This is a genomic window from Micromonospora sp. WMMD714 (genome assembly GCF_029581315.1).
Taxonomy (GTDB): domain Bacteria; phylum Actinomycetota; class Actinomycetes; order Mycobacteriales; family Micromonosporaceae; genus Micromonospora; species Micromonospora rifamycinica.
Window position 1 is genome coordinate 411,611 of sequence record NZ_CP120744.1, and the last position, 23,402, is coordinate 435,012.

The window sequence follows — 23,402 nt, forward strand, 5'->3', positions numbered from 1 at the left end:
GAGGAGGCAGGTCTGATGGCTATGACGTTTCGGCGAGCGTCACGGTTGCGGTCGCCTCGGCACCATTTCGCTTGTAGGTCACCTGGACCCGGTCGCCCACCTTGCCGGCCTGCACCGCGCCGACCAGATCGTTGGAGTCGTTGATCACCTTGTCCCCGAACTTGGTGATCACGTCGCCCCGCTGGATGCCGGCCTTCTCGGCGGCGCTGCCCCCGGTGACGGCGGCGACCAGGGCTCCGCCGTCCTCGGCCGCGTTGACGCTGACGCCGAGGGACGGGTGGCTGATCTTCTCGCCCCGTTGGAGCTTCTCGGCGACGTCCTTGGCCTTGTTGCTCGGGATGGCGAAGCCGACCCCGATGTTGCCGGTGCTGCCCTGCCCGGCGGTGGCGATGGCGGTGTTGATGCCGATCACCTCGCCCCGGGTGTTGACCAGCGCGCCACCGGAGTTGCCCGGGTTGATCGGGGCGTCGGTCTGGAGCAGGCCGGCGATCGAGCTGGCACCGCCCTGCGGGGACTGCTGCGGGCTGTTGCCGCTGCCGGCCTGGATGGTGCGGTCCCGGGCGCTGAGGATGCCGGCGGTCACCGAACCCTGGAGGCCGAGCGGGCTGCCCAGGGCGAGCACCTGGTCACCCACCTGCATGGCGTCGCTGTCGCCGAACTTCGCCGCCTTGAGGTCGCTGATGCCGCTGGTCTGGACCACCGCGAGGTCGGTCTTCGGATCGGTACCGACGATCTTGGCCGGGGCGGACTTGCCGTTGGCGAAGACCACCCGGACGGCGTCCCCGGAGGCGGAGGCGACCACGTGGTTGTTGGTCAGCACGAAGCCGTCGGAGCTGAGGATCACGCCCGACCCCTCACCGTTGTCGGTGATGATCGAGACGACGCTGTCCTGGACCGACGCCGCGATCTTGGGAAGATCGGCGCTGTTGATCACCGGCGCGGCGGAGTAGGTGCGGGTGATGCCGCCCCGGTCGCCGTCCACCGCCAGGGCCAGCGCGCCGCCGGCCACACCGGAGCCGAGCATCAGGGCGAAGACCGCCACCCCGGCGCCGACGAACTTGGCCACCCTGCCGGCCTGCGGCGCGGGGGCGGGAGCCCACGGCTGCTGCGGGCCGGGGTGCTGCGGGCCGCCGGGACCGGCCGACCCGGGATACCCGGCGGACGGCTGACCGTGCTGGCCCGGGTAACCGACGCCCGGCTGCCCGGTGCCGCCGGCACCCGGCTGACCCGGGTAACCGGCGGACGACGTGCCGGCACCGGGCTGACCCGGGTAACCCGCGGACGACGTGCCGGCACCCGGCTGACCCGACGTGCCGGGGTGGTGCTGGCCGGACTGCCCGGCGGACCACCCGGAGCCGGGCTGCTGCTGGCCGGGCTGGGGGTTACCGGCCGACGGGTACGGGCCCGCCTGCGGGTAACCCGGGTAGCCGGTGGACGCCGGATAGCCGGGCCGGTAGCCCTGGCCACCCGACTGGTACGAGGACTGCGGGTACGCGGGCGGCGCGTACGGCGACGACGACTGCGGCGGCGCGTACGGCGATCCGCTGCCGGCCTGCTCGGTGCCGGCGGTGGTGGGGGTGGTGTCGGACTCGCCGCGCGCGGCGCGGGACGGCTCGGCGGAGGGGTGCGACGGCTCGGCGTCGGTGGCAGCCGGCCGACGCTGCGGGTCGGTCTCGAACTCGGTCATGACCCTAGTTTTCCCCGCAGCACTGTCACCAGCCTGGATCCTGCCTGGAAGTTTTCTGAAAGTCACACCGCTACCGGCGGAACCTCACTCGGCGTCACCGTCGGGCTCGGGCAGCAGCGGCAGCCGGACCCGGAAGGTCGCCCCGCCACCCGGCGTCTCGTCCACCTCCACCGTGCCCTGGTGCGCGGTGACCAGCGCGGCGACGATGGCCAGCCCCAGGCCGGTGCTGGTGATTCCGCTGGCCCGCCGGGTCCGGGCCGCGTCGGCCCGGTAGAACCGCTCGAAGACCCGCTCGGCCTGCTCCGGGGCGAGCCCCGGGCCGGTGTCCGCCACCTCGATCACGGCCAGGTGCCCGGTCTCCGACCGCAGCCGCAGGGTCACCGACGCCTCGGGTGGGGTGTGGGTCAGCGCGTTGGTCATCAGGTTGCCGATCACCTGCCGCAGCCGGGCGTCGTCGGCGTGCACCACCAGCGGGCCGGATCCCGGGGCGATCTCCAGCTCGATGCGCCGTTGCGGGGCGACCACCCGGGCCGCCTCGACCGCGTCGGAGGCGAGCACCGGCAGCTCCACCGGGGCGAGCGACAGCGGGCGCTCCCGGTCCAGCCGGGCGAGCAGTAGCAGGTCCTCCACCAGCAGCCCCATCCGGGACGCCTCGTCCTCGATGCGGCGCAGCAGGTCGGCGGTCTGCTCCGGGGCACGGGCCGCACCCTGCCGGTACAGCTCGGCGAAGCCCCGGATGGTGGTCAGCGGGGTCCGCAGTTCGTGCGAGGCGTCCGCGACGAACTGCCGCATCCGCTCCTCCGACCGCCGGGCGCGGGCCTCGGACGCCAGCGCGGCGTCGGCCGCGTCCCGGGCACCGGCCTCCGCCGTCCGGGCCGCCATCTCGGAGGCGGCGCGGGCGGTGAAGGCGGCCTCGATCTGGGCCAGCATCGCGTTCAATGCCCGGGAGAGCCGGCCCAGCTCGGAGGTGGCGCACTCCTGCCCCTCCTCCGGGTCGGGCACCCGACGGGTCAGGTCACCACCGGCGATCGCGGCGGCGGTCCGTTCGATCTCCACCAGCGGTTTCAGGCTGGTCCGCACGATGGCCGCGCCGATCGAGGCGAGCAGGATCAGCACCGCCCCGCCGACCAGCATGTCTATCCAGATCAGCCGCTTGACGGCCAGGTCGACGTCGGTGAGGTGCTGCCCGACGGCGAGCACCCGGCCGTCGGGGAGTGCCCGGTAGAGCATCCGCCACCGTTCCCGGCCGTCCTGGGACCGGACCGTGAACGGTTCGCCCTCCGCGCTGCGGAAACCGGCCGCGTCGGCGGGGATCGGTGGCAGGTCGTCCGGTTCGAGCGCCGGGTCGTAACCGATGAACCGGGAGCTGTCCCCGTCGCCGAGCGCCACGACGTAGTCGGTGGGCAGGGTCGCCCTGACCAGCCCGGCCTCCAGGTTGGGCAGCTGCCGACCGACCTGGACGCTGGCCGACTGCAGCTCCCCGTCGACCTGCCCGATCAGGTACTCACGCAGGAAGTACGTGGTCAGCGAGCTGATCACCACCAGCGCGACGGCGACGAGGGTGAGGACCGCCGCGACCAGCTTCACCCGCAGCGGGACGCTCCGGATCCGCCCTTTCGCCTCGTCGAGCGGGCTCACGCCGCCGGCTTGCGCAGGACGTAGCCGACGCCACGCAGGGTGTGGATCAGGCGGGGCTGGGTGTTGTCCACCTTGCGGCGCAGGTAGGAGATGTAGGACTCGACGATGTTGTCGTCGCCCCGGAAATCGTAGTTCCACACGTGGTCGAGGATCTGCGCCTTGGACAGCACCCGGTTGGCGTTGAGCATCAGGTAGCGCAGCAGCTTGAACTCGGTCGGCGAGAGCTGCACCCGCTGGCCGGCCCGGTGCACCTCGTGGGTCTCCTCGTCCAGCTCCAGGTCGGCGAAGGTGAGCCGGGACGGGGCGTGCTCGCCGGTGGCCGTACGCCGCAGCACCGCCCGGATCCGGGCGGTCAGCTCCTCCAGGCTGAACGGCTTGGTGACGTAGTCGTCACCACCCAGGGTCAGCCCACGGATCTTGTCGTCGGTGGCGTCCCGGGCGGTCAGGAACACCACCGGGGTACGCGTGCCGCCCTCCCGGAGCATCCGGATGACCTCGAAGCCGTCGAGGTCGGGCAGCATCACGTCGAGCACCACCAGGTCGGGGCGGTGGTCCTTGGCCGCGTGCAGGGCCGCGCTGCCGTTGGTGGCGGTCGCCACGTCGAACCCCGCGAAGCGGAGGCTGGCAGAGAGCAGTTCGAGGATGTTGGGATCGTCCTCGACGACGAGCAGTCGCGCCTCGGTCTGGGTAGCGGCCATGCTGGCCATCATCCGTGACGTCGCTGCGGCGGCGCTGGACGGTTCCTGCAAAATTCCTGTGAAGCCGTCCGGCGCCCCGGTCGTAGCCGGCGACCGGGGCGACGGCCGGCGACCGGGGCGGTGCCCGCGACGCGTGGCCGTCAGCGCAGCAGCCGGCTCAGCCCGTCCAACGCGCCGTCGAGGACCCGGATCGCGGTACGGAGCTGGGTGTCGCTGAGCCGTCCGGCCCGGACCAGCGACCCGACCTCGACGGTGAACTCGGCCAGCCGCCGGTCGAACTCCGCCAGCAGCGGGGAGTCGGCGGGGCGCGTCGGCGGGGTGGGGGCCGCCGGGTGGGGCTGCGGGGTGGGGGCCGACCGGTCCCAGCGGGTCTGCCGGGTCTGCCGGGTGGCCTCGCGCAGTTCGCGTTTGAGGTCGCGCACCGAGCCGCGTACCTCGGTCTGGATCTCCCCGGCCAGGGCGGAGAGATCCTCCACCGAGGCGGTGATGTCGGATTCCAGGGTGGTCACCTCGTCGGCGCGCTGGCGCAGCTCGGCCCGCCCCGCCCCGGTGATCTCGTAGACCTTGCGGCCCCCGGCGGCGGTGTGGGTGACCAGGCCGTCGGCCTCCAGCCGTTGCAGCCGGGGATAGATGGTGCCGGCGCTGGGGACGTAGTGGCCGAGGAAGCGCTCCTCCAGCAGCCGGATCAGCTCGTAGCCGTGCTTGGGGCCGTCGTCGAGCAGCCGGAGCAGATAGAGCCGGAGCCGCCCGTGACTGAACACGGCGGTCACGGCAGCTCCTCCAGGTCGTCGTCCACCGGCCGGGCGAGCAGCGCGATGCTGCCGGAGGTGGCGGACGCCCAGAGCTTACCCGCGCCCGCGCCGAGCACCCCGTGGCTGTCCTTGACCGGGCCGGCGCCGATCCCACCGCAGATCTGGGGAAAGCCGCTGGTGATCCGGCCGGAGGCGGTGTGCAGGTGGACGGCGAGGTCGCTGTCCTCGCGGACCCGTACGGTGATCGGCCCGGAGATGGTGCTGAGCCGGATCTCGCTGCGCCGGGGGTTGTCCAGGTCGCAGGTGATCGCCCCGGAGATGGTGTTGGCGTGCACCCGGCCCGCCGAGCTCTCGGCGAGGGTCACCTCACCGGAGACCGTGTCCAGGGTCAGGTCACCGGTGACCCCGAGCGCCTCGACCGGGCCGGAGACGATCCGCGCGTTGGTGCGCCCGGCCAGGCCCATCAGGGTGATCTGCCCGGAGGTGACGTTGACGTTGGTGTCGTTGACCAGCCCGGAGGCGACCAGCGCGCCGTCGACCAGGTTGAGGTTGACCGCGATGTCGGCCGGGACGGCGATGGACACCTCGGCCCGGAACCGGCGACCGAGCTGGCCGAGCCACCAGAGGAAGCCGGGCCAGCGGGGGTGGCGCTCGTGGCCGACCCGGAGTACGCCGTCGCGGTGTTCGACGATGACCGGCCGGCTGCTGACCCGGGTGACGTCGACCCGGGCCGGGCCGTCGGTGCCGACCACGTTGAGCCGACCGGTGACCAGTCGTACGTCGAGCTGGGTGACCGGCTCCTCCATGGTGAGTTGCTGTGGTCTGTCGACCGTCCAGTTGGTCATGGCGACTCCCCTCGATGGGTCGCGGCCGACTGGCCGCGCCACTGCACGAAGGAATCGTAACGCGATACATCGCGATAGAACAAGACTGTCGCGAGTCGTGAACCCGTCCGGCCCGCGCACCCCGCCGGCCACCGCCCCGACCGGGGTACGCAACGGGCCGGAGCCGGTCAGCGCCGGGCTCTGGCCCAGGACAGGAAGCGCTCGGTCATCCCGGTCGGCGGGTGCGCCGGATGGAGCTGGGCGAGCTGGTTCGTCGCCTCGTGCATCAGGGTGCCGAGATAGATCAGCAACGACATCCGGTCACCCCGGTACTCGGTGAGCAACGCGAGCTTGGCCGGCTGACACGGCCACTCCCCACCACAGTTACGACACCGCCACAACGGACGCATCGCCACGTGCGGAACCGGCGGACGCACCACCATCACCACACCCCCGCCCCGCCAACCCTTCGCAACCTCCACCATGTCACCGGAACCACCATCTCGACCTCCTCGCGCGACGGGAAAGGGGGACGCTCCTCGTGAGGGAGAGGAGCGGCCCCCGCGAAGTCGACCCCGACACCCCACGGTGCGGAACCAACCCCGACGTACGCGGTCGCCGGGTTCCACCTCCACCGACCGCGCCGCTCTCCACACACCTTGCCGAGGGTTGTGGAACCATCACACAGCGTTGCACTATCTTCTGTAGACGTTCAGGACGTTTCAGGAAGGCAACGGATGAACCACGCGGTGGTCGAGGCGATGGCGGCGACGGGCCAGACCGCAGACAGCCTCGCAGCCCAGATCGGCGTCGACCCGAAGACAGCAGCCAAGTGGGCGAACCCCGGACGTATCCCGCAGACACGCCACCGCGCCCAGGTCGCATCGATCCTCGGTCGCGAGGTGGAACACCTGTGGCCGGACGTACTCAAACGGCGAGAACCAGCATGGTTCCGTCGGTGGGTCGACGTGGAACGCGAGGCCGTCGCATTGCGCGCCTTCCAACTCGCCTGGATACCTGGCCTGCTCCAGACCGAGGCGTACGCCCGAGCGACGCTGGCCTGGGAGGCCCTCACCCCCACCGAGGTGGACGACCTGGTATCCGCCCGCTTGGCCCGACAAGCGATCCTGACCCGTGAACGCGCGCCCCTGCTCATCGCGATCGTGGACGAGTCCGCGCTACGCCGTACCGCCGCCGCCGATCGCGCCTTGATGGCGGAACAGCTCCACCACCTGGCCACCTGCGCGGCGATGCCGTCGATCCAGCTCTACGTGGTGCCCTCCTCTGCCGGCATCTACCCCGGGCTCGGCGGACCCTTCATCGTCGCTGAAATGCCGGACGGCACGCGACTGGCACACGTCGACAGCCAGGCCCCTGCGCAGATCCTTCAGCGGACAGAGGACATTGCTACGCTTGAACGACGATGGGAGTGCGTTCGCGGCGAGGCTTTTTCCCGAGCGCAATCCCTGGAACTCATCAGAGAAGCGGCGACGTCATGGACCTGACCGGCGCGCAGTGGCGCAAGAGCACCAAGAGCGGCAACAACGGCGGCGATTGCGTCGAGGTGGCCGACAACCTGGCCGGCGTCGTGGCCGTCCGCGACAGCAAGGACCCGACCGGCCCGGTCCTGGCCTTCGACCCGGAGACCTGGCGCTCCTTCCTCGGATTCACCAAGCGGTCCTGACCGACCAACGCTGAAGGGACCTCCCGGCACGCTGGCGGGTGGTCCCTTGCGTTTTCCTCCCGGCGGCCTGACCCGTAGTCGGCAGGGGGAGCCTCACTCCGGCGAACGAGTATTCCTGTCCGTCATATATATGCCACAGCGTCATACCGCCCTCGCGCGGAAGTAGACCTGTCGGGGTCACCTTGCGTAACTGAGTGGGAAAGGTTGTGACCTTCCGCTGGCCCGTTGATCTCTGTGGGGGGCACCTTGCGTAACGGAGCGGGAAGGGCCGTCTCCGGGCTGCCGGCCCGTCCCGCCCACCGGTGAGCGATCATCAGCACCCGCCCGACGGCCCGCCACACCTCGGCGGTCCCTCAGGCGGCCAGGCCGAGCCCCGCCCCGGCGGCCGGCACGCCCACCGAACCAGGCACGGCCACCGAACCAGGCACGCCCACCGAACCGGGCACGCCTACCGGGCCAGTCACGCCCACCGGGCCGACGGCGGTCAGGGTGGGACGGCTGGCGACCGGGCGGGGCGGGAGCAGGTGCACGGCCGACTCGGCGGTCCGGGCCAGCAACCGGCGGTCCGCGCCGGGGGCAGGGTGCAGGGCGGCGGTCACCGCGACGTCGACCACCAGGTCCCGGGCGGCCAGCACCCGCCGCACCGAGCGCCACAGGGTCTCGTCGCCGAGGAAGGCGGCGGTGGTGGTCGTCGCCCCGGTGGTAGCAGAGCGGTAGCTGATCCGCAGCGGCACCACCGGCGCCCCGGCGTCGATCGCCGCCTGGAAGGCCGCCGGGCGGAACCCCCGGCGCGGCCGGCAGTCGGCCGACGGCACGACGCCGCACCAGGTCGTACCCTCGGGGAAGACGGCGACCGGGTGACCGGCCCGCAGGGTGGCCGCGATCCGGGCCACCGTGTGCGGCAGGTCCCGGGGCCGCGACCGGTCGACGAAGAGCGCGCCGCCGGCACGGGCCAGCAGCCCCAGCACCGGCCAGCGCCGGACCTCCCGCTTGGCCAGCAGCCGGGCCGGCGCGACCGCCAGCACCGCGAGGATGTCCAGCCAGGAGACGTGGTTGGCGACCAGCAGCGCCCGTCGCCGGGGCAGCCGGCCGCGCACCGCCAGCCGCACCCCGAGCGCCCCGGCGGTCCCCCGCGCCCAGCCCCGGACCACCGCCGCCCGCTCCGCCGCCGGCAGCACCGGCAGCAGGACGACCATGCCAGCCCCGACCAGCACCATGCCGAGCACCCCCAGCAGCCGGGCCACCCGGCGGGCCGGCGACACCTGCGCCCGCCGGACCCCGGGCAGGCAGGCCGGGCCACAGCCGGCGGTCGGCCGCCACAACTCGGCGCTCACCGCGCCGCCCCGCCCAGGAAGTGCCGCAGGTAGCGCGGGTTCATCCGGTCCAGCGAGAAGAGCACGTAGAAGTCCGCGCAGCGGAAATCCGGGTCGTACGCCGGCTCACCGGCGATCCACGCGCCGAGCCGCAGGTAACCGCGCAGCAGGGACGGGATCCGCGCCCGGCCGGCGGAATCCCCGACGGCGGTCTCCGCAGCCGCCGCGCCCGGCTCGGCGAACCAGGGCCGCAGCGGGCGGACCCGCAGCAGTGGCGGCGCGAGCTGCCCGGCCCGGGCCAGCGCCCACGCCTCCGCCGCGGCCCGGCCGCCGTCGTCGACCGGCACCGAGGCGCAGCCGCCGAGCCAGTTGGAGCCGCGCAGGTGCAGGTAGCGGGTCAGCCCGGCCCACATCAGGTTGATCACCGCGCCGGAGCGGTGGTCCGGGTGGACGCAGGAGCGACCCGTCTCGACCAGCAGGTCGCGCAGCGGGTCCAGCGCGGTCAGGTCGAACTCACCGGCGGCGTACCGGCGGTCGGTCCGGCCCGGTGGCAGCAGCCGGTAGGTGCCGACCACCGCGCCGGTGCGCTCCTCCCGGACGATCAGGTGGTCGCAGTGGACGTCGAGGTCGTCGGCGTCGAGTCCGGCGACGCCCGGGCGCAGGGTCGCGCCGAGTTCGGTGGCGAACACCTCGTGGCGCAGGCGTTGCGCGGCCGCGACCTGGTTCGGGTCGTCGGCGATCAGCAGGGTGTATCCACTGGTCGTCAGGGGTGCGCCAGCGGCATGCAGAACAGCCATGAGACCTGTGTAGGTGCCCCGGGTTGCCGGGTGCCCGGGGACGGGTGTCGATCCGGTGAACGCCGGTCGGCGGACCGGCCCGCCAGGGTGACCTGCGTGGGCACGTGCGAGGCTGCCTGCGGGCGTCCGGCCGTCCCGGGGTCGGACGATGAGGCAGTGGAGGGGCGATGATCGTCGAATCCCGGTACAACGGGCCGCCCGGCTCGGGCAACGGCGGCTGGAGCGCCGGAGTCTTCGCCGGGGCGTACGACCCGGACCGGCCCGTCGAGGTGACGCTGCGTCGCCCGCCGCCGCTGGACACCCCGCTCACCCTCACCGACGGCGACGTGTACGACCCGGACGGGCAGCTGGTCGCCGAGGTGCGCCCGGCCGGCGACCCGCCCGCCCCGGTCTCCCCGGTCGACCCGGCGACCGCGCGCGCCGCCTCGGCCGGCTACCCGGGCCTGCGCGACCACCCCTTCCCCGGCTGTTACGTCTGCGGCCCGGAGCACCCGGACGGCCTGCGGATCTTCCCCGGCCGGCTGCCGGACGGCCGGACGGCCGCGGCGTGGCGGACGCCGACGCGGGTGACCGCGCCGACGGTCTGGGCGGCGCTGGACTGCCCCGGCGGCTGGGCGGTGATCGCTCCCGGCCGGCCGTACGTGCTGGGCCGGATCGCGGTGACCCTCGACGCGCTACCCGGGCCGGGTGAGGAGTGCGTGGTCACCGGGGCGGTGGTCAGCGCCGAGGGACGCCTGGCGGTGGTGCACACCAGCCTCTACGACGGCACCGGCCGGCTGCTCGGCCGGGCCCGCGCCACCTGGGTCGCGCTGCCGCCCACGCCTCGTCCCTGAGGACGACCCGCTCCTGCCTGAGGCGGAGTACGACTTACCGACCGGGGCTGATGGCGTAACTTGACCTGACCAGCCAGGCTGGCAGCGGCGCGTTCCGCAACGGCGCCGCAGGATGCGGCGCGCGACGCGCCGCCGCACGGGAGGAGAACGATGTCCGACGGGCAGTGGAGCCCCAGCACCGGCCAGATCGTCGTGTCCGGGTTGACCAAGCAGTACAAGAACGTACGGGCGGTCGACAACCTGTCCTTCACGGTCGAGTCCGGTCGGGTGACCGGCTTCCTCGGCCCGAACGGGGCAGGCAAGACGACCACCCTGCGGATGCTGCTGAACCTGGTCACCCCGAGCGGTGGCACGGCGACCATCGGCGGCCAGCGGTACGCCGACCTGACCGACCCGCTGCGGCACGTGGGCGCGGTGCTGGAGGCGTCCAGCGCGCACAAGGGGCGTACCGGCATCAACCACCTGCGGGTGATCTGCGCGGCGGCCGGTCTGCCCAGGAGCCGGGCCGACGAGGCGTTGGCCCTGGTCGGGCTCACCCCGGCGGCGAAGCGCAAGTTCAAGGGCTACTCGCTGGGCATGAAGCAGCGGCTCGGCATCGCCGCCGCGATGCTCGGTGACCCCCGGGTGCTGATCCTCGACGAGCCGGCCAACGGTCTCGACCCGGAGGGCATCCGCTGGATGCGGGGCTTCCTCAAGGGGCTGGCCCACGAGGGGCGCACGGTGCTGGTCTCCAGCCACCTGCTCTCCGAGATGCAGCTCCTCGCCGACGACGTGGTGATCATCGCGGCCGGCAAGCTGATCCGGCAGGGGCCGGTGGAGCAGGTGCTCGGCTCGATGGCGCAGGGCGGCCGGGTGCGGGTACGCACCCCGCAGGCCGAGGAGTTGGCCGTGGCGCTGCGCGAGCAGTCCGCGACGGTGGAGACCGACGAGCACGGCGTGCTGCTGGTCAGCGGGCTGGAGGCCCCGGCGATCGGCCGGGCCGCGCTGGCCGCGAAGGTCGAGCTGCACGAACTGACCCCGGAACGGCCCGACCTGGAACGGGTCTTCCTGGAGCTGACGGCCGGGAAGGCGGGCATCCGATGAACCTGGTCCGATCCGAGCTGCTGAAGATCCGTACCACCAGCACCTGGTGGATCTTCGGGCTGATCACGCTGCCGTTGTGGGCGCTGACCGCCCTGATCAACTGGTTGCAGACCGACGCGCTGGCCAGCAACACCTTCGGTGACGTGCCGGCCGACCAGGCCGACCAGATCCAGGCCGCACAGTCGGTGGACAGCCTCGCCGCCAACGTCTACACCAACGGGCAGTTCTTCGGTCTGATGATCGTGATGCTGCTCGGCATCATCGTGGTGACCAGCGAGTTCTTCCACCAGACGGTCACCACCACCTTCCTCACCGTGCCGCACCGCACTGCGGTGATGCTGGCCAAGCTGGCCGCCGCGGCCATTCTGGCCGTGCTGTTCTGGCTGGTCACCACCCTGTTCAACCTGCCCTTCGGTGCCCTGGTGATGAACAGCGTCGACCTGGGATCCCAGCTCGGCAGCGGCGCGGTCTGGCGGGCCACCGCGCTCAACGGCCTGGCCTACCTGCTCTGGTCGGTGCTCGGCGTCGGGATCGGGGTGCTGATCCGCAGCCAGATCGGCGCCACGGTCACCGGCATCCTGCTCTACCTGGGCGGCGCGGTCGGCGCGGCCATCGCGATCAGCATCCTGGCCGCCCGGTGGGGCGACTGGATCAACGACCTCCAGGTGCTGGTGCCGTCGCTGGCGTCGTCGCTGATGGTCAGCGGGACCGAGATCCCGGGCAACCCGCCGCGCTGGGCGGGTGCGGTGGTCCTGATCGGGTACGCGGTGGTGGCCGGCGCGATCGGCACGCTCACCATGCGGCGGCGGGACATCTCCTGACCCGACCCGCCCGCGGACCGTGCCGGCCCGGCGTGACGACTGTCGCGCCGGGCCGGCCGCTGTCCGGGGTGCCGCGGGTGTCCGGGCTGCGGCGGGTGTCCGGGGTGCCGCCGGCCGACCCGGTGCCGGTCCGGCATCCCGGACCCCGCTCCGCCCCGGAGTCGACAGGACACGAAGAGGTGATTGACTTCTGGCATCTTCTGTGAATCCGGCCACCCAACGGAGGTGGAAATGCCTACCGTAATCTCACGGCGTAGCCTGGGAGCCGTCCCCCGCCCACGCGCACTTCCGGACGACGGCGGACACCGCGTGACACACAAACCCGCGTGAAAGAGGCGATTACCGGCCGTGTCGACCCAGCAGACTTCGCAGGAGAACCCACTGGCGGGTTTCGGCCCGAACGAGTGGATCGTCGAGGAGATGTACCAGCGCTACCTCGCCGACCCATCGAGCGTCGACTCGGCCTGGCACGACTTCTTCGCCGACTACCGCCCCGGCACCACGACCCCGCGCCCGGCCGAGGGTAGGGGCACGCCGGCCGCCACACCGGAGCCGGCCGAGCCGCAGCAGCCGGCCGCCGCCCCGGAGCAGCCGGCCGCACCGGCGGCCGGCGCCAAGCCGACCGCGACCACGAAGGCGACCACGACCGCGAAGGCCGCCCCGGCCAAGCCGGCCACCAGCGCGAAGCCCGCCGCGACCGCGAAGCCGGCCACGACCGCCAAGCCCGCCCCGGCCAAGCCGGCGGCGAAGGCCCCGACGGCCAGCGCCGCCGGCACCACGCCGCTGCGGGGGGTGGCCGCCCGGATCGTGCAGAACATGGACGCCTCGCTCTCGGTCCCGACCGCCACCAGCGTGCGCGCCGTCCCGGCCAAGCTGCTGGTCGACAACCGCATCGTGATCAACAACCACCTCGCCCGGGGGCGCGGCGGCAAGGTCAGCTTCACCCACCTGATCGGGTACGCGCTGATCCGGGCCGTGGTGGAGCACCCGGAGCTGAACAACTCCTTCGCCGAGGTCGACGGCAAGCCGGCGATGGTCCGCCCGGAGCACGTCAACCTGGGCATCGCCATCGACCTGACCAAGCCCGACGGCACCCGCAACCTGGTGGTGCCGTCCATCAAGGGCTGCGAGCAGATGGACTTCCGGCAGTTCTGGCAGGCGTACGAGGACGTGGTCCGGCGGGCCCGCCGTAACGAGCTGACCATGGAGGACTACGCCGGCACGACGATCTCGCTGACCAACCCGGGCGGCATCGGCACGGTCCACTCCATCCCCCGGCTGATGCAGGGGCAGAGCGCGATCATCGGGGTCGGCGCGATGGAGTACCCCGCGCCGTACCAGGGGATGAGCGAGGCGACCCTGGCCGAACTGGCGGTCAGCAAGATCATCACGCTGACCAGCACCTACGACCACCGGATCATCCAGGGCGCGCAGTCCGGCGAGTTCCTCAAGGTCATGCACGAGCTGATGCTCGGCGAGCGCGGCTTCTACGACCAGATCTTCACCTCGTTGCGCATCCCGTACGAGCCGGTGCGCTGGGTGCGGGACGTGGCCGTCGACTCCGAGGGCCAGATCAACAAGACCGCGCGGGTGCACGAGCTGATCCACGCATACCGGGTCCGGGGCCACCTGATGGCCGACACCGACCCGCTGGAGTTCGCCATCCGCAAGCACCCCGACCTGGACGTCCTCCAGCACGGGCTGACCCTGTGGGACCTGGACCGCACCTTCCCGGTCAACGGCTTCGCCGGCAAGCAGCGGATGAAGCTACGCGAGATCCTCGGCGTGCTGCGCGACTCGTACTGCCGGCGGCTCGGCATCGAGTACATGCACATCCAGGACCCGGAGGAGCGCCGCTGGATCCAGGAGCGGATCGAGCGCCGCTACGAGAAGCCGGCCGCCGACGAGCAGAAGCACGTGCTCAACCGGCTCAACGCCGCCGAGGCGTTCGAGACCTTCCTGCAGACCAAGTACGTCGGCCAGAAGCGGTTCTCGCTGGAGGGCGGCGAGTCGCTGATCCCGCTGCTCGGCGAGGTGCTGGAGGCGTCCGCCGAGGACGGGCTGGACGAGGTCGTCATCGGCATGGCCCACCGGGGCCGGCTCAACGTGCTGGCCAACATCGTCGGCAAGCCGTACGAGAAGATCTTCTCGGAGTTCGAGGGCCACCTCGACCCGCGCTCCACCCAGGGCTCCGGCGACGTGAAGTACCACCTCGGCCAGAACGGCAAGTTCACCACCCCGGACGGCGACCACTCGGTCAAGGTCTCGGTGGTGGCGAACCCGTCGCACCTGGAGGCGGTGGACCCGGTGCTGGAGGGGATCGTCCGGGCCAAGCAGGACCGGATCGACCTCAAGCTGGAGGGCTACACCGTGCTGCCGCTGGCGGTGCACGGTGACGCCGCCTTCGCCGGCCAGGGCGTGGTCGCCGAGACGCTCAACCTCTCCCAGCTGCGCGGCTACCGCACCGGCGGCACCGTGCACGTGGTGGTCAACAACCAGGTCGGCTTCACCACCGCGCCGGAGTACAGCCGGTCCAGCCTCTACAGCACCGACGTGGCCCGGATGATCCAGGCACCGATCTTCCACGTCAACGGCGACGACCCGGAGACCGTCGTGCGGGTCGCCCGGCTGGCCTTCGAGTACCGGCAGGCGTTCAACAAGGACGTCGTGATCGACATGGTCTGCTACCGCCGGCGCGGGCACAACGAGGGCGACGACCCGTCGATGTCCAACCCCCAGATGTACAAGATCATCGACTCGAAGCGTTCAGTCCGCAAGCTCTACACCGAGGAGCTGATCGGCCGGGGCGACATCACCGTCGAGGACGCCGAGGAGCTGCTCCGCGACTACCAGGCGCAGCTGGAGCGGGTCTTCAAGGCCACCCGGGACGCCGCCACCACCCCCCGCCAGGTGAGCCGGCCGAGCCCCGAGGACCAGCCGGAGCCGCAGGTGGAGACCGCCACCGACGCCGCCGTGGTCAAGGCGATCGGCGAGGCGCACGTCAACCTGCCCGAGGGCTTCACCCCGCACAAGCGGATCCAGCAGTTGCTCGACCGGCGGGCCAAGATGTCCGTCGAGGGCAACATCGACTGGGGGTACGGCGAGATCATCGCGTTCGGCTCGCTGCTGCACGACGGGATCACCGTCCGGCTCGCCGGTCAGGACTCCCGCCGGGGCACCTTCGTCCAGCGGCACGCCTCGATCGTCGACGCGAAGACCGGCGAGGACCACCTCCCGCTCAAGTCGCTCACCGCCGACGGCGAGCGGTCCCGGTTCTTCGTACACGACTCGCTGCTCAGCGAGTACGCCGCGATGGGCTTCGAGTACGGCTACTCGGTGGAGAACGTCAACGCGCTGGTCTGCTGGGAGGCCCAGTTCGGCGACTTCGTCAACGGCGCCCAGTCGGTGATCGACGAGTTCATCTCGTCCGGCGAGGTGAAGTGGGGCCAGCGCTCCGCGGTCACCCTGCTGCTGCCGCACGGCCACGAGGGACAGGGTCCGGACCACACCTCCGGCCGCCCCGAGCGGTTCCTCCAGATGTGCGCCGAGGACAACATGCGGGTGGCCATCCCGACCACCCCGGCCAACTACTTCCACCTGCTGCGTCGCCAGGCCCTGTCGCCGAAGCGCAAGCCGCTGGTGGTCTTCACGCCGAAGTCGCTGCTGCGGCACAAGCTCTGCGTCAGCCCGGTGGAGGACTTCACCACCGGCACCTTCGCCCCGGTGCTCGCCGACACCGCCGCGCCCGCGCCCGAGCAGGTCAAGCGGGTGCTGCTCTGCTCCGGCAAGGTCTACTACGACCTCTTCCAGGCTCGGCAGGAGCGGGGGGTCACCGACACCGCGATCGTCCGGCTCGAACAGCTCTACCCGCTGCCGGTGCAGGAGATCCGGGCCGCGCTGGCGGCGTACCCCAACGCGGAGGACTTCGCCTGGGTGCAGGAGGAGCCGGCCAACCAGGGGGCGTGGAGCTTCGTCGCGCTCAACCTGCTGGAGCACCTGGCCGACGTCCGGCTGCGCCGCATCTCCCGGCCCGCCGCCGCCGCCCCGGCGGTCGGCTCGGCCAAGATGCACGAGGTGGAGCAGACCGCGCTGATCGACGCCGCCCTCCCCCGCCCCTGACCGCGACCGTCCCGACTCGATCCACCCGGCCCGCGCCCCTCCCCGGGGCGCGGGCCGTCCCCTGCCGCCCCGCCCAGCCCTGGCCGTCCCGTGCCGCCCCGCCCCACACCGCCCTGCCCTGCCCTGCACCGCCGCACCGCCGCACCGCACCGCACCGCACCGCACCGCACCGCACCGCACCGCACCGGGCGAGGCTCCCCCGCGCAGCGGTCGGCACGGACCACACCTTCGGGGAGAGTTGTTGTCGCCCCAGCGACAACAACTCTCCCCGAAAGGGCCGAACCCGCTGCGCGGTGGGCACAGCGGGTGGCGTCAAAGGCCGCCTCCGACGGTTCTCCCCCGTCACGGACCGAACCCGCTGCGCCGTGGACGTGGCGGATGGTGCAGGGTGACCGGTCGGGACCGCTTCGCCACCCGGGTGGCGAAGCGGTCCCGAGCGGGAGGGATCATGTCCACTTCCGGGTTGGCCCGAGGCCCGGAACTCAGCAGTGAGGAGGCACGATGTACTTCACCGATCGTGGGATCGAGGAGCTGGTGCAGCGCCGGGGCGACGAGCAGGTCACCCTGGAGTGGCTCGGCGAGCGGCTGCGCGACTTCGTCGACCTCAACCCCGAGTTCGAGACGCCGGTCGAGCGCTTCGCCACCTGGCTGGCCCGCCTCGACGACCTCGACGAGGACTGATCCCGGCCGGGCGTACCACCGGCCGGGACCGCCCACGGCGTACCGCCCGCCCGGCACCGCCCACGGCCTACCCACTGGCCGGGACCGTCCACGGCGTACCGTCGGGCGTACCGCTGGCCGGGACCGCCCACGGCAACCCCCTACGGGTCAGCCACTGCGGACGGCCGGTTCCAGGCCGGTGCGACGGAGCTTCTGCCAGCCCAGCCGGCCCCCGGTCACCGCGGTGACCACCGCCTGGACCAGCACCAAATACATCAGCTGCCGGTAGACGAACTGTTGCAGGGGCAGCACCCAGAGCACCCCCAGCTTCTCCCGGTCCAGCCGGAACGCCACCACGGCGGTGGCGGTCTGCACCCCGAGCATGGCCAGCCAGGCCACCGCCGTGGCCTGACGGTCGAGGAAGAACAGGCCGTACAGGGCCAGCAGGTCGATCACCGGGGCGAGCAGGGGCAGCAGCACCCCGAAGAGGCTGAGGAAGAGCATGCACCGCCGGGTGAACCGGCCGGACGCGCCCCGGTCGAACACCGAGCGGCGGTGCTTCCACATCGCCTGCATGGTGCCGTAGCTCCACCGGTAGCGCTGCTTCCAGAGCTGACCGATGGTCGCCGGGGCCTCCGTCCAGGCGCGGGCGGTCTCCTCGTAGACCACCTTCCAGCCGGCCCGGCCCAGGGCGATGGTGATGTCGGTGTCCTCGGCCAGGGTGTCGTCGGTCATCCCCCCGGCGTAGCGCAGCGCCTCCCGCCGGAACCCGCCGATCGCGCCCGGCACCGTCGACATGCAGCGCAGCGTCTCGTAGAGCCGCCGGTCCAGGTTGAACCCGATGACGTACTCGATGTGCTGCCACTTGGCGATCAGGCTGCGCCGGTTGCCGACCTTGACGTTGCCGGCCACCGCGCCCACCTGCGGGTCGGCGAAGGGCTGCACCAGCCGGCGGACCGCGTCGGGCTCGAAGACGGTGTCCCCGTCGACCATCACGACCAGGTCGTGGCGGGCCAGCGCCAGACCGGTGTTCAGGGCGCTGGGCTTGCCGCCGTTGGGCTTGCGGACGACCCGGACGTTGGGCAGGCCGAGCGCGTCCACGATGTCGGCGGTGCCGTCGGTGGAGCCGTCGTCGACGACGACCACCTCGATCCCGCCCGGGTGGTCGCCACCGGCCAGCGAGCGGACCGCGGCGGCGATCCCCTCCTTCTCGTTGTAGGCCGGGACGATCACCGAGACCGGGGCGGTGACCGGTGGCCCCCAGCTCCAGTCCCTGCGCCGTCGACGGCGGGCGTGCCGCCCGGCCAGCACGAACAGCACGAACGTACGGCCGACGGTGAGCAGGCCGACGACGACGAAGAGCCCGCCGAACACGGTCAGCATGTCGTCGGCGCCCTGCACCGCCCAGATCAGCATCCGGCCGCGCCACCGGTCGGCGGCGGAGGCGGGCACGGCGGCGTCCACCCGGTGGTCCACCCCGGCGGCGGCGAAGGCGAGGTTCAGCCCCTCCGTGGCGGTGACGAACCGGTATCCCCGCTGCTTCATCATCGGGATGAACCGGTCGAGGGCGGCGACGGTCTGCGACCGGTCGCCACCGGCGTCGTGCCAGAGGGTGACCGCACCGGAGTCGCCCTCCGGGGCCGCGTTCTCGATGATCCGGTCCACCCCGGGCAGCGACCAGTCCTGGCTGTCGGTGTCGTTGAGGAACGTCAGGTAGCCCAGGTCACCGGCGGCGGTGAGCACCGGCCAGTCCCGGTTGTCGATCGCCCCCGGGTGCGAGGAGTAGGGGAACCGCACCAGCGAGGTCCGCAGGCCGGTGGCGCTGGCCACGGCGAGCTGGGTCTGGGCGTACTCCAGGCGCTGCCGCCAGCCGGGCAGCTCGGCGAGGTCGGGGTGGGTGAAGGTGTGCACACCGAGCTGGTGCCCGCCGTCGGCCAGTTCCCGGGCCACCCCGGGGTGCCGGGCGACCTGCGACCCCAGCACGAAGAACGTCCCCTTGACCTGGTGGGTGTCCAGGACCCGCAGCACCTCGCGGGTCCAGACCGGGTCGGGGCCGTCGTCGAAGGTCAACGCGATGGTGCGCGGCGGCAGCCGGTAGGAGCGGACCATCTCGCTGCTGGCGCTGATGATCGGCCCCCCGGTCACCACCGAGGTGGGCACCTCCCGCTGCCCGCCGGTGCTCTGCCGGCGGTCCGGAGCGAAGGACGCGTTGGCGTACGCGCCGACGAGCAGCACGCCGGCCAGCAGCGACAGCACCGTGCCGAGCAGGATCCAGCTCGGTGGTGGCACCGCCCGGCGGCGTCGGGCCGACCCGACCACGCGACGGCGTCCCACCCGGACGGGCGGCTCACCCATCGACGCGTCCGCCGTCGCCCCCGCCGGGCACCGGGTCGGGCAGGGTCGGCGGCTCGTCCGTCGGCTCCGGTGCCGGCGGCGTCGTGGTCGTCGGGACGGGCCGGGTCGGCCGGGGCGAGGCCGATCCGGTGGCCGGGCTGCGGCTCGGCGACCGGCTGGCGCTCGGGGACGGCGACGGGGTGCCGGTGGAGCGGACCGTGGACGGGGTGACCGGGACGGCGGCGGGGGTGCCCGCCGCCGGCCGCCGGGAGGCGACGGTCGGCGGCGCGACGGCGGTGGCGGCGGGAGCGCGGGTGGTCGCCTCGGCCGACGGTGCCGGCGACCGTTCGGGCTGCGCCACCTCGTCGACGAAGGGGAGCACCGCGTGCGGCGCGATGCCGCCCGCGAAGCTGACGCCCACCAGCCCGGTGTAGATCAGGCCCACCAGCCCGAGGGCGTACGCGAACCAGCGCAGCCGGGAGTGGCGTCGGCCGCTGGGGTCGACGAACACCGGGGTCGGTGGGGTGACGGCGGCGATCGTCGCGGTGGGGCCGTCGGCGCGGCTGATCACCACGGTCGGCCCATCGAATTCCGTCACGCCGTCGATACAATGTGGATCAGCAGCAGACTGACCGCCGATTGCACCTGCCGGCTTCGATTTCCCGGAGTGTGCATTTTCCCTGCTCAGACGGTCGGCAGCCATAGGATGCGAGTCTAGGCACGAGGATCACTCAGCTCCTAGCCTGTCCCACTAATGAGACTCGGGTCGCACTGGCGGACGCTCGCCGTCCCGCTGACGCCCACCGGGCCGGCCCCGTCGGGTCGCACCGGACCGGCACCGTCTGGCCCGCACCGGGCCGGCACCGTCGGGCCGCGCCGGTTCGGGGCGAAGGTCCCGGGCGGGGCGCGACCTGATCTTCTAGGGTGGGGGCGTGGCCCGCAGCGTCTACCTGACCAGCGTGGGGTCCGGCGGGGGTAAGTCGACCATCGCCCTCGGCCTCGCGGAACTCCTCTCCCGGCAGGTCGAACGGATCGGCGTGTTCCGACCGCTGGTCTCCGACGCCGGCCCCGACCCGATCCTCGCCCTGCTGCACGACCGCTACCGGATCGAGCTGCCCGAGGCCGACCTGACCGGCGTGACGTACGCCGAGGCGGCGGCCCTGGTCGCCGACGGACGACGGGAGGAGCTGATCTCCCGGATCGTCGAGCGGTACCGGGCGGTCGAACGACGCTGCCCGGCGGTGATCGTGGTGGGCAGCGACTTCGCCGACGGCGGGGACACCGCCGGCCCCCGGGAACTGGCCTTCAACGCCCGGCTGGCCACCGAGTTCGGCAGCGTGGTGGTGCCGGTGGTGGACGGCTTCGGGCAGCAGCCGGAGGCGATCACGGCCGCCGCGCGGGGGGCGTACCACGATCTGGCCGACCTGGGCGCGACGGTGCTGGCGGTGATCGCCAACCGGGTGACCGGGGCGCTGACCCTGCCGGAGCTGCCGGTCCCCGCGTACGCCATCCCGGAGGTGCCGAGCGTGTCCGCGCCGACGGTGGCCGAGGTGGCGGCGGCCCTCGACGCGACCCTGCTGGCCGGGGACGACGCCGCCCTCGGCCGGGACGTGCTCGACTACGTGGTCGGCGCGGCACACGTGCCGATCCTGCTCGACCACCTGACCGAGGGCGCCCTGGTGATCACCCCCGGCGACCGGGCCGACCTGCTGGTCGCGGCGAGCACCGCGCACGTCGCCGGTCAGGTCTCGCTGGCCGGGGTGGTGCTCACCCTCGGCGAGCAGCCCGACCCCCGGGTCATGCGCCTGGTCGAACGGCTCAACACCGGCTTCGCCGTGCTCTCGGTGACCAGCGACAGCTACGACACGGTCGAGGCGTCCAGCCACATCGAGGGCCGGCCCGGCCCGGCCAACCCGCGCAAGGTGGAGGCCGCCCTCGGCGCGTTCGAGGGTCACGTGGACACCGTCGACCTGGCCCGCCGGCTGCGGGTCAGCCGCTCCGAGCGGGTCACCCCGCTGATGTTCGAGTACGACCTGATCGACCGGGCCCGCGCCGACCGCCGCCGGCTGGTGCTGCCGGAGGGCACCGACGAGCGGATCCTGCGGGCGACCGAGATCCTGCTCCGCCGGGGGGTGGCCGACCTGACCCTGCTCGGCCGCCCGGACGACGTGGCCCGCCGCACCCGTGAGCTGGGCATCGACCTGACCGGCGCGCAGGTGGTCGACCCGGCCGGCAGCGCCTGGCGGGACGAGTTCGCCACCCGGTACGCGGCGCTGCGCGCCCACCGCGGCGTCACCGTCGAGCTGGCGCACGACATCGTGGCCCAGCCCAACTACTTCGGCACCATGATGGTGGCCACCGGGCACGCCGACGGGATGGTCTCCGGGGCCACCCACACCACCGCCGCCACCATCCGCCCCGCCTTCGAGATCATCCGTACCGTGCCGGGTGTCTCGGTGGCGTCGAGCGTCTTCTTCATGCTGCTCGCCGACCGGGTGCTCGTCTACGGCGACTGCGCGGTCAACCCCGACCCGGACGCCGCCCAGCTCGCCGACATCGCCATCTCCTCGGCCGACACGGCGGCCCGGTTCGGCATCGAACCCCGGGTGGCGATGCTGTCGTACTCGACCGGGGACTCCGGCGCGGGGGCCGACGTGGAGAAGGTCGCCGCCGCCACCAGGCTGGTCCGCGAGCGCCGGCCCGACCTGCTGGTCGAGGGGCCGATCCAGTACGACGCGGCGATCGACCCGCAGGTCGCGGCGACGAAGCTGCCGCAGAGCACGGTCGCCGGCCGGGCCACCGTGTTCGTCTTCCCGGACCTCAACACCGGCAACAACACCTACAAGGCGGTGCAGCGGTCGGCGGGGGCGGTGGCCGTCGGGCCGGTGATGCAGGGCCTGCGCCGGCCGGTCAACGACCTGTCCCGGGGCGCGAAGGTCGCCGACATCGTCAACACGGTGGCAATCACCGCCATCCAGGCGGCCGGATCGCCGGAGGAGGGGTCGTGACCGACCGGGTGCTGGTGCTCAACTGCGGATCGTCGTCGGTCAAGTACCGGCTCTACTCCGGGGGGTCGACCGTCGACTCCGGCACCGTCGAGCGGGTCGGTGAGCCGGGCCGGGGACCGGCCGACCACGCCACCGCCGTCCGGGACGTCCTCGGCCGGCTCGACCTGACCGGGCTGACCGCCGTGGGGCACCGGGTGGTGCACGGCGGCCGGCGGTTCAGCGCGCCGGTCCGGATCGACGACGCGGTCTTCGCCGCCATCGGCGAGCTGGTGCCGCTGGCTCCGCTGCACAACCCGGCCAACCTGGCCGGCATCGCGGTCACCCGGGAGCTGCTGCCGGACGTCGCCCAGGTGGCGGTCTTCGACACCGCGTTCCACCACACCCTGCCCGAGGCCGCCGCCACCTACGCCATCGACCTGGACACCGCCCGCCGCCACGACATCCGGCGGTACGGCTTCCACGGCACCTCCCACGGGTACGTGTCGCGGCGCACCGCCGAGCTGCTCGACCGGCCGTACCACCGGCTGCGCACGATCAGCCTGCACCTGGGCAACGGGGCGAGCGCCTGCGCGGTGGACGGTGGCCGCAGCGTGGCCACCTCGATGGGGATGTCACCGCTGGAGGGGCTGGTGATGGGCACCCGCAGCGGGGACCTCGACCCGACGGTGATCTTCCACCTGCGCCGCGAGGGCGGGATGGGCGTCGACGAGATCGACGATCTGCTCAACCACCGCAGCGGGCTGCTCGGGCTGACCGGGGCCAACGACATGCGGGAGGTGCAGTCCCGCCGGGCCGCCGGGGATCCCGCCGCCGTCCTCGCCTTCGCCGTCTACTGCCGGCGGATCACCGGCTACGTCGGGGCGTACCACGCGCTGCTGGGCGGGGCGGACGCGATCACCTTCACCGCCGGGGTGGGCGAGCACTCCCCCGAGGTGCGGGCCGCCGCCCTGGCCGGGCTGGACCGGCTCGGCATCGCCGTCGACCCGGAGCGCAACGCCGGCACCGGCGACCGGGTGATCTCCCCGGCCGGCGCGGCGGTCAGCGTCTGCGTGGTCGGCACCGACGAGGAGCGGGAGATCGCCCGGCAGACCCACGCGGTGCTGTCCGGCAGGGACTGACCGGTGGAGGCGGACCGACCGGGGTGGTGACCA

The 23,402-nt window shown here is 72.7% G+C and carries 19 protein-coding genes; 9 read left to right on the forward strand and 10 right to left on the reverse strand.

What is annotated here, in order from left to right; translation table 11 throughout:
* Nucleotides 1-19: 19 nt before the first annotated feature.
* From O7625_RS01835 to O7625_RS01860, 6 genes are all read right to left on the reverse strand, one after another.
* Nucleotides 20-1,687, reverse strand: coding sequence for a trypsin-like peptidase domain-containing protein (locus O7625_RS01835; RefSeq protein ID WP_282343835.1), 1,668 nt, complete (start codon nt 1,685-1,687; stop codon nt 20-22).
* A gap of 84 nt (nt 1,688-1,771) precedes the next feature.
* Nucleotides 1,772-3,325, reverse strand: coding sequence for a HAMP domain-containing sensor histidine kinase (locus O7625_RS01840; protein ID WP_282343837.1), 1,554 nt, complete (start codon nt 3,323-3,325; stop codon nt 1,772-1,774).
* Nucleotides 3,322-4,023: a response regulator transcription factor gene (locus O7625_RS01845; protein ID WP_067312683.1), complete on the reverse strand. Its 702-nt coding sequence runs from the start codon at nt 4,021-4,023 to the stop codon at nt 3,322-3,324. The genes O7625_RS01840 and O7625_RS01845 overlap by 4 nt, the downstream gene beginning before the upstream one ends.
* Nucleotides 4,024-4,163: 140 nt before the next feature.
* Complete coding sequence (locus O7625_RS01850; RefSeq protein ID WP_282343839.1) at nt 4,164-4,793, reverse strand: PadR family transcriptional regulator; 630 nt, start codon at nt 4,791-4,793, stop codon at nt 4,164-4,166.
* Nucleotides 4,790-5,620, reverse strand: coding sequence for a DUF4097 family beta strand repeat-containing protein (locus O7625_RS01855; RefSeq protein WP_282343841.1), 831 nt, complete (start codon nt 5,618-5,620; stop codon nt 4,790-4,792). The genes O7625_RS01850 and O7625_RS01855 overlap by 4 nt, the downstream gene beginning before the upstream one ends.
* 167 nt (nt 5,621-5,787) lie before the next feature.
* The gene (locus O7625_RS01860; protein WP_282343843.1) at nt 5,788-6,084 is read right to left on the reverse strand and encodes a flavin reductase; all 297 of its coding nucleotides are present in this window, start codon (nt 6,082-6,084) and stop codon (nt 5,788-5,790) included.
* Nucleotides 6,085-6,336: 252 nt separating this feature from the next.
* Between O7625_RS01860 and O7625_RS01865 the strand changes: the two genes are divergently transcribed.
* Together O7625_RS01865 and O7625_RS01870 are read left to right on the forward strand one after the other, a co-directional pair.
* Complete coding sequence (locus O7625_RS01865; protein WP_282343845.1) at nt 6,337-7,104, forward strand: DUF5753 domain-containing protein; 768 nt, start codon at nt 6,337-6,339, stop codon at nt 7,102-7,104.
* Nucleotides 7,095-7,283 (forward strand): DUF397 domain-containing protein, encoded by a 189-nt coding sequence (locus O7625_RS01870; RefSeq protein WP_282343847.1) that lies wholly within the window; start codon nt 7,095-7,097, stop codon nt 7,281-7,283. The genes O7625_RS01865 and O7625_RS01870 overlap by 10 nt, the downstream gene beginning before the upstream one ends.
* A gap of 353 nt (nt 7,284-7,636) precedes the next feature.
* Here O7625_RS01870 and O7625_RS01875 read toward each other — a convergent pair whose 3' ends face one another.
* Together O7625_RS01875 and O7625_RS01880 are read right to left on the reverse strand one after the other, a co-directional pair.
* Nucleotides 7,637-8,617, reverse strand: a complete 981-nt coding sequence (locus tag O7625_RS01875) for a lysophospholipid acyltransferase family protein (protein WP_282343849.1) — start codon at nt 8,615-8,617, stop codon at nt 7,637-7,639.
* On the reverse strand, nt 8,614-9,393 hold the full coding sequence (locus O7625_RS01880; RefSeq protein ID WP_282343851.1) for a GNAT family N-acyltransferase: 780 nt from the start codon (nt 9,391-9,393) through the stop codon (nt 8,614-8,616). Before O7625_RS01880 ends, O7625_RS01875 begins: the two co-directional genes overlap by 4 nt.
* 167 nt (nt 9,394-9,560) lie before the next feature.
* On the opposite strand from O7625_RS01880, the gene O7625_RS01885 reads away from it, so the two are divergent.
* The 5 genes from O7625_RS01885 (at nt 9,561) to O7625_RS01905 (ending at nt 16,930) form a co-directional block, all read left to right on the forward strand.
* A complete protein-coding gene (locus O7625_RS01885) occupies nt 9,561-10,226 on the forward strand; it encodes a hypothetical protein (RefSeq protein WP_282343852.1) in 666 nt (221 codons plus the stop codon).
* A gap of 150 nt (nt 10,227-10,376) precedes the next feature.
* The gene (locus O7625_RS01890) at nt 10,377-11,309 is read left to right on the forward strand and encodes an ATP-binding cassette domain-containing protein (protein WP_282343853.1); all 933 of its coding nucleotides are present in this window, start codon (nt 10,377-10,379) and stop codon (nt 11,307-11,309) included.
* Nucleotides 11,306-12,130 carry an ABC transporter permease gene (locus tag O7625_RS01895; protein WP_282343854.1) on the forward strand — a complete coding sequence of 275 codons (825 nt, stop codon included), beginning with the start codon at nt 11,306-11,308 and terminating at the stop codon, nt 12,128-12,130. Before O7625_RS01890 ends, O7625_RS01895 begins: the two co-directional genes overlap by 4 nt.
* Nucleotides 12,131-12,478: 348 nt before the next feature.
* Nucleotides 12,479-16,249 carry a multifunctional oxoglutarate decarboxylase/oxoglutarate dehydrogenase thiamine pyrophosphate-binding subunit/dihydrolipoyllysine-residue succinyltransferase subunit gene (locus O7625_RS01900; protein ID WP_282343856.1) on the forward strand — a complete coding sequence of 1,257 codons (3,771 nt, stop codon included), beginning with the start codon at nt 12,479-12,481 and terminating at the stop codon, nt 16,247-16,249.
* 501 nt (nt 16,250-16,750) lie between these two features.
* Nucleotides 16,751-16,930, forward strand: coding sequence for a DUF6104 family protein (locus O7625_RS01905; protein WP_088645992.1), 180 nt, complete (start codon nt 16,751-16,753; stop codon nt 16,928-16,930).
* A 147-nt stretch (nt 16,931-17,077) separates the two neighbouring features.
* On the opposite strand, the gene O7625_RS01910 is transcribed toward O7625_RS01905, so the two are convergent.
* Nucleotides 17,078-19,264, reverse strand: coding sequence for a glycosyltransferase (locus tag O7625_RS01910; RefSeq protein WP_282343858.1), 2,187 nt, complete (start codon nt 19,262-19,264; stop codon nt 17,078-17,080).
* Nucleotides 19,257-19,841, reverse strand: coding sequence for a hypothetical protein (locus O7625_RS01915; protein ID WP_282343860.1), 585 nt, complete (start codon nt 19,839-19,841; stop codon nt 19,257-19,259). Before O7625_RS01915 ends, O7625_RS01910 begins: the two co-directional genes overlap by 8 nt.
* A gap of 334 nt (nt 19,842-20,175) precedes the next feature.
* On the opposite strand from O7625_RS01915, the gene pta reads away from it, so the two are divergent.
* Nucleotides 20,176-22,251, forward strand: a complete 2,076-nt coding sequence (gene pta, locus O7625_RS01920; RefSeq protein WP_282343862.1) for a phosphate acetyltransferase — start codon at nt 20,176-20,178, stop codon at nt 22,249-22,251.
* Nucleotides 22,248-23,369, forward strand: a complete 1,122-nt coding sequence (locus tag O7625_RS01925) for an acetate kinase (RefSeq protein WP_282343863.1) — start codon at nt 22,248-22,250, stop codon at nt 23,367-23,369. Before pta ends, O7625_RS01925 begins: the two co-directional genes overlap by 4 nt.
* The last annotated feature ends 33 nt before the right edge of the window (nt 23,370-23,402 follow it).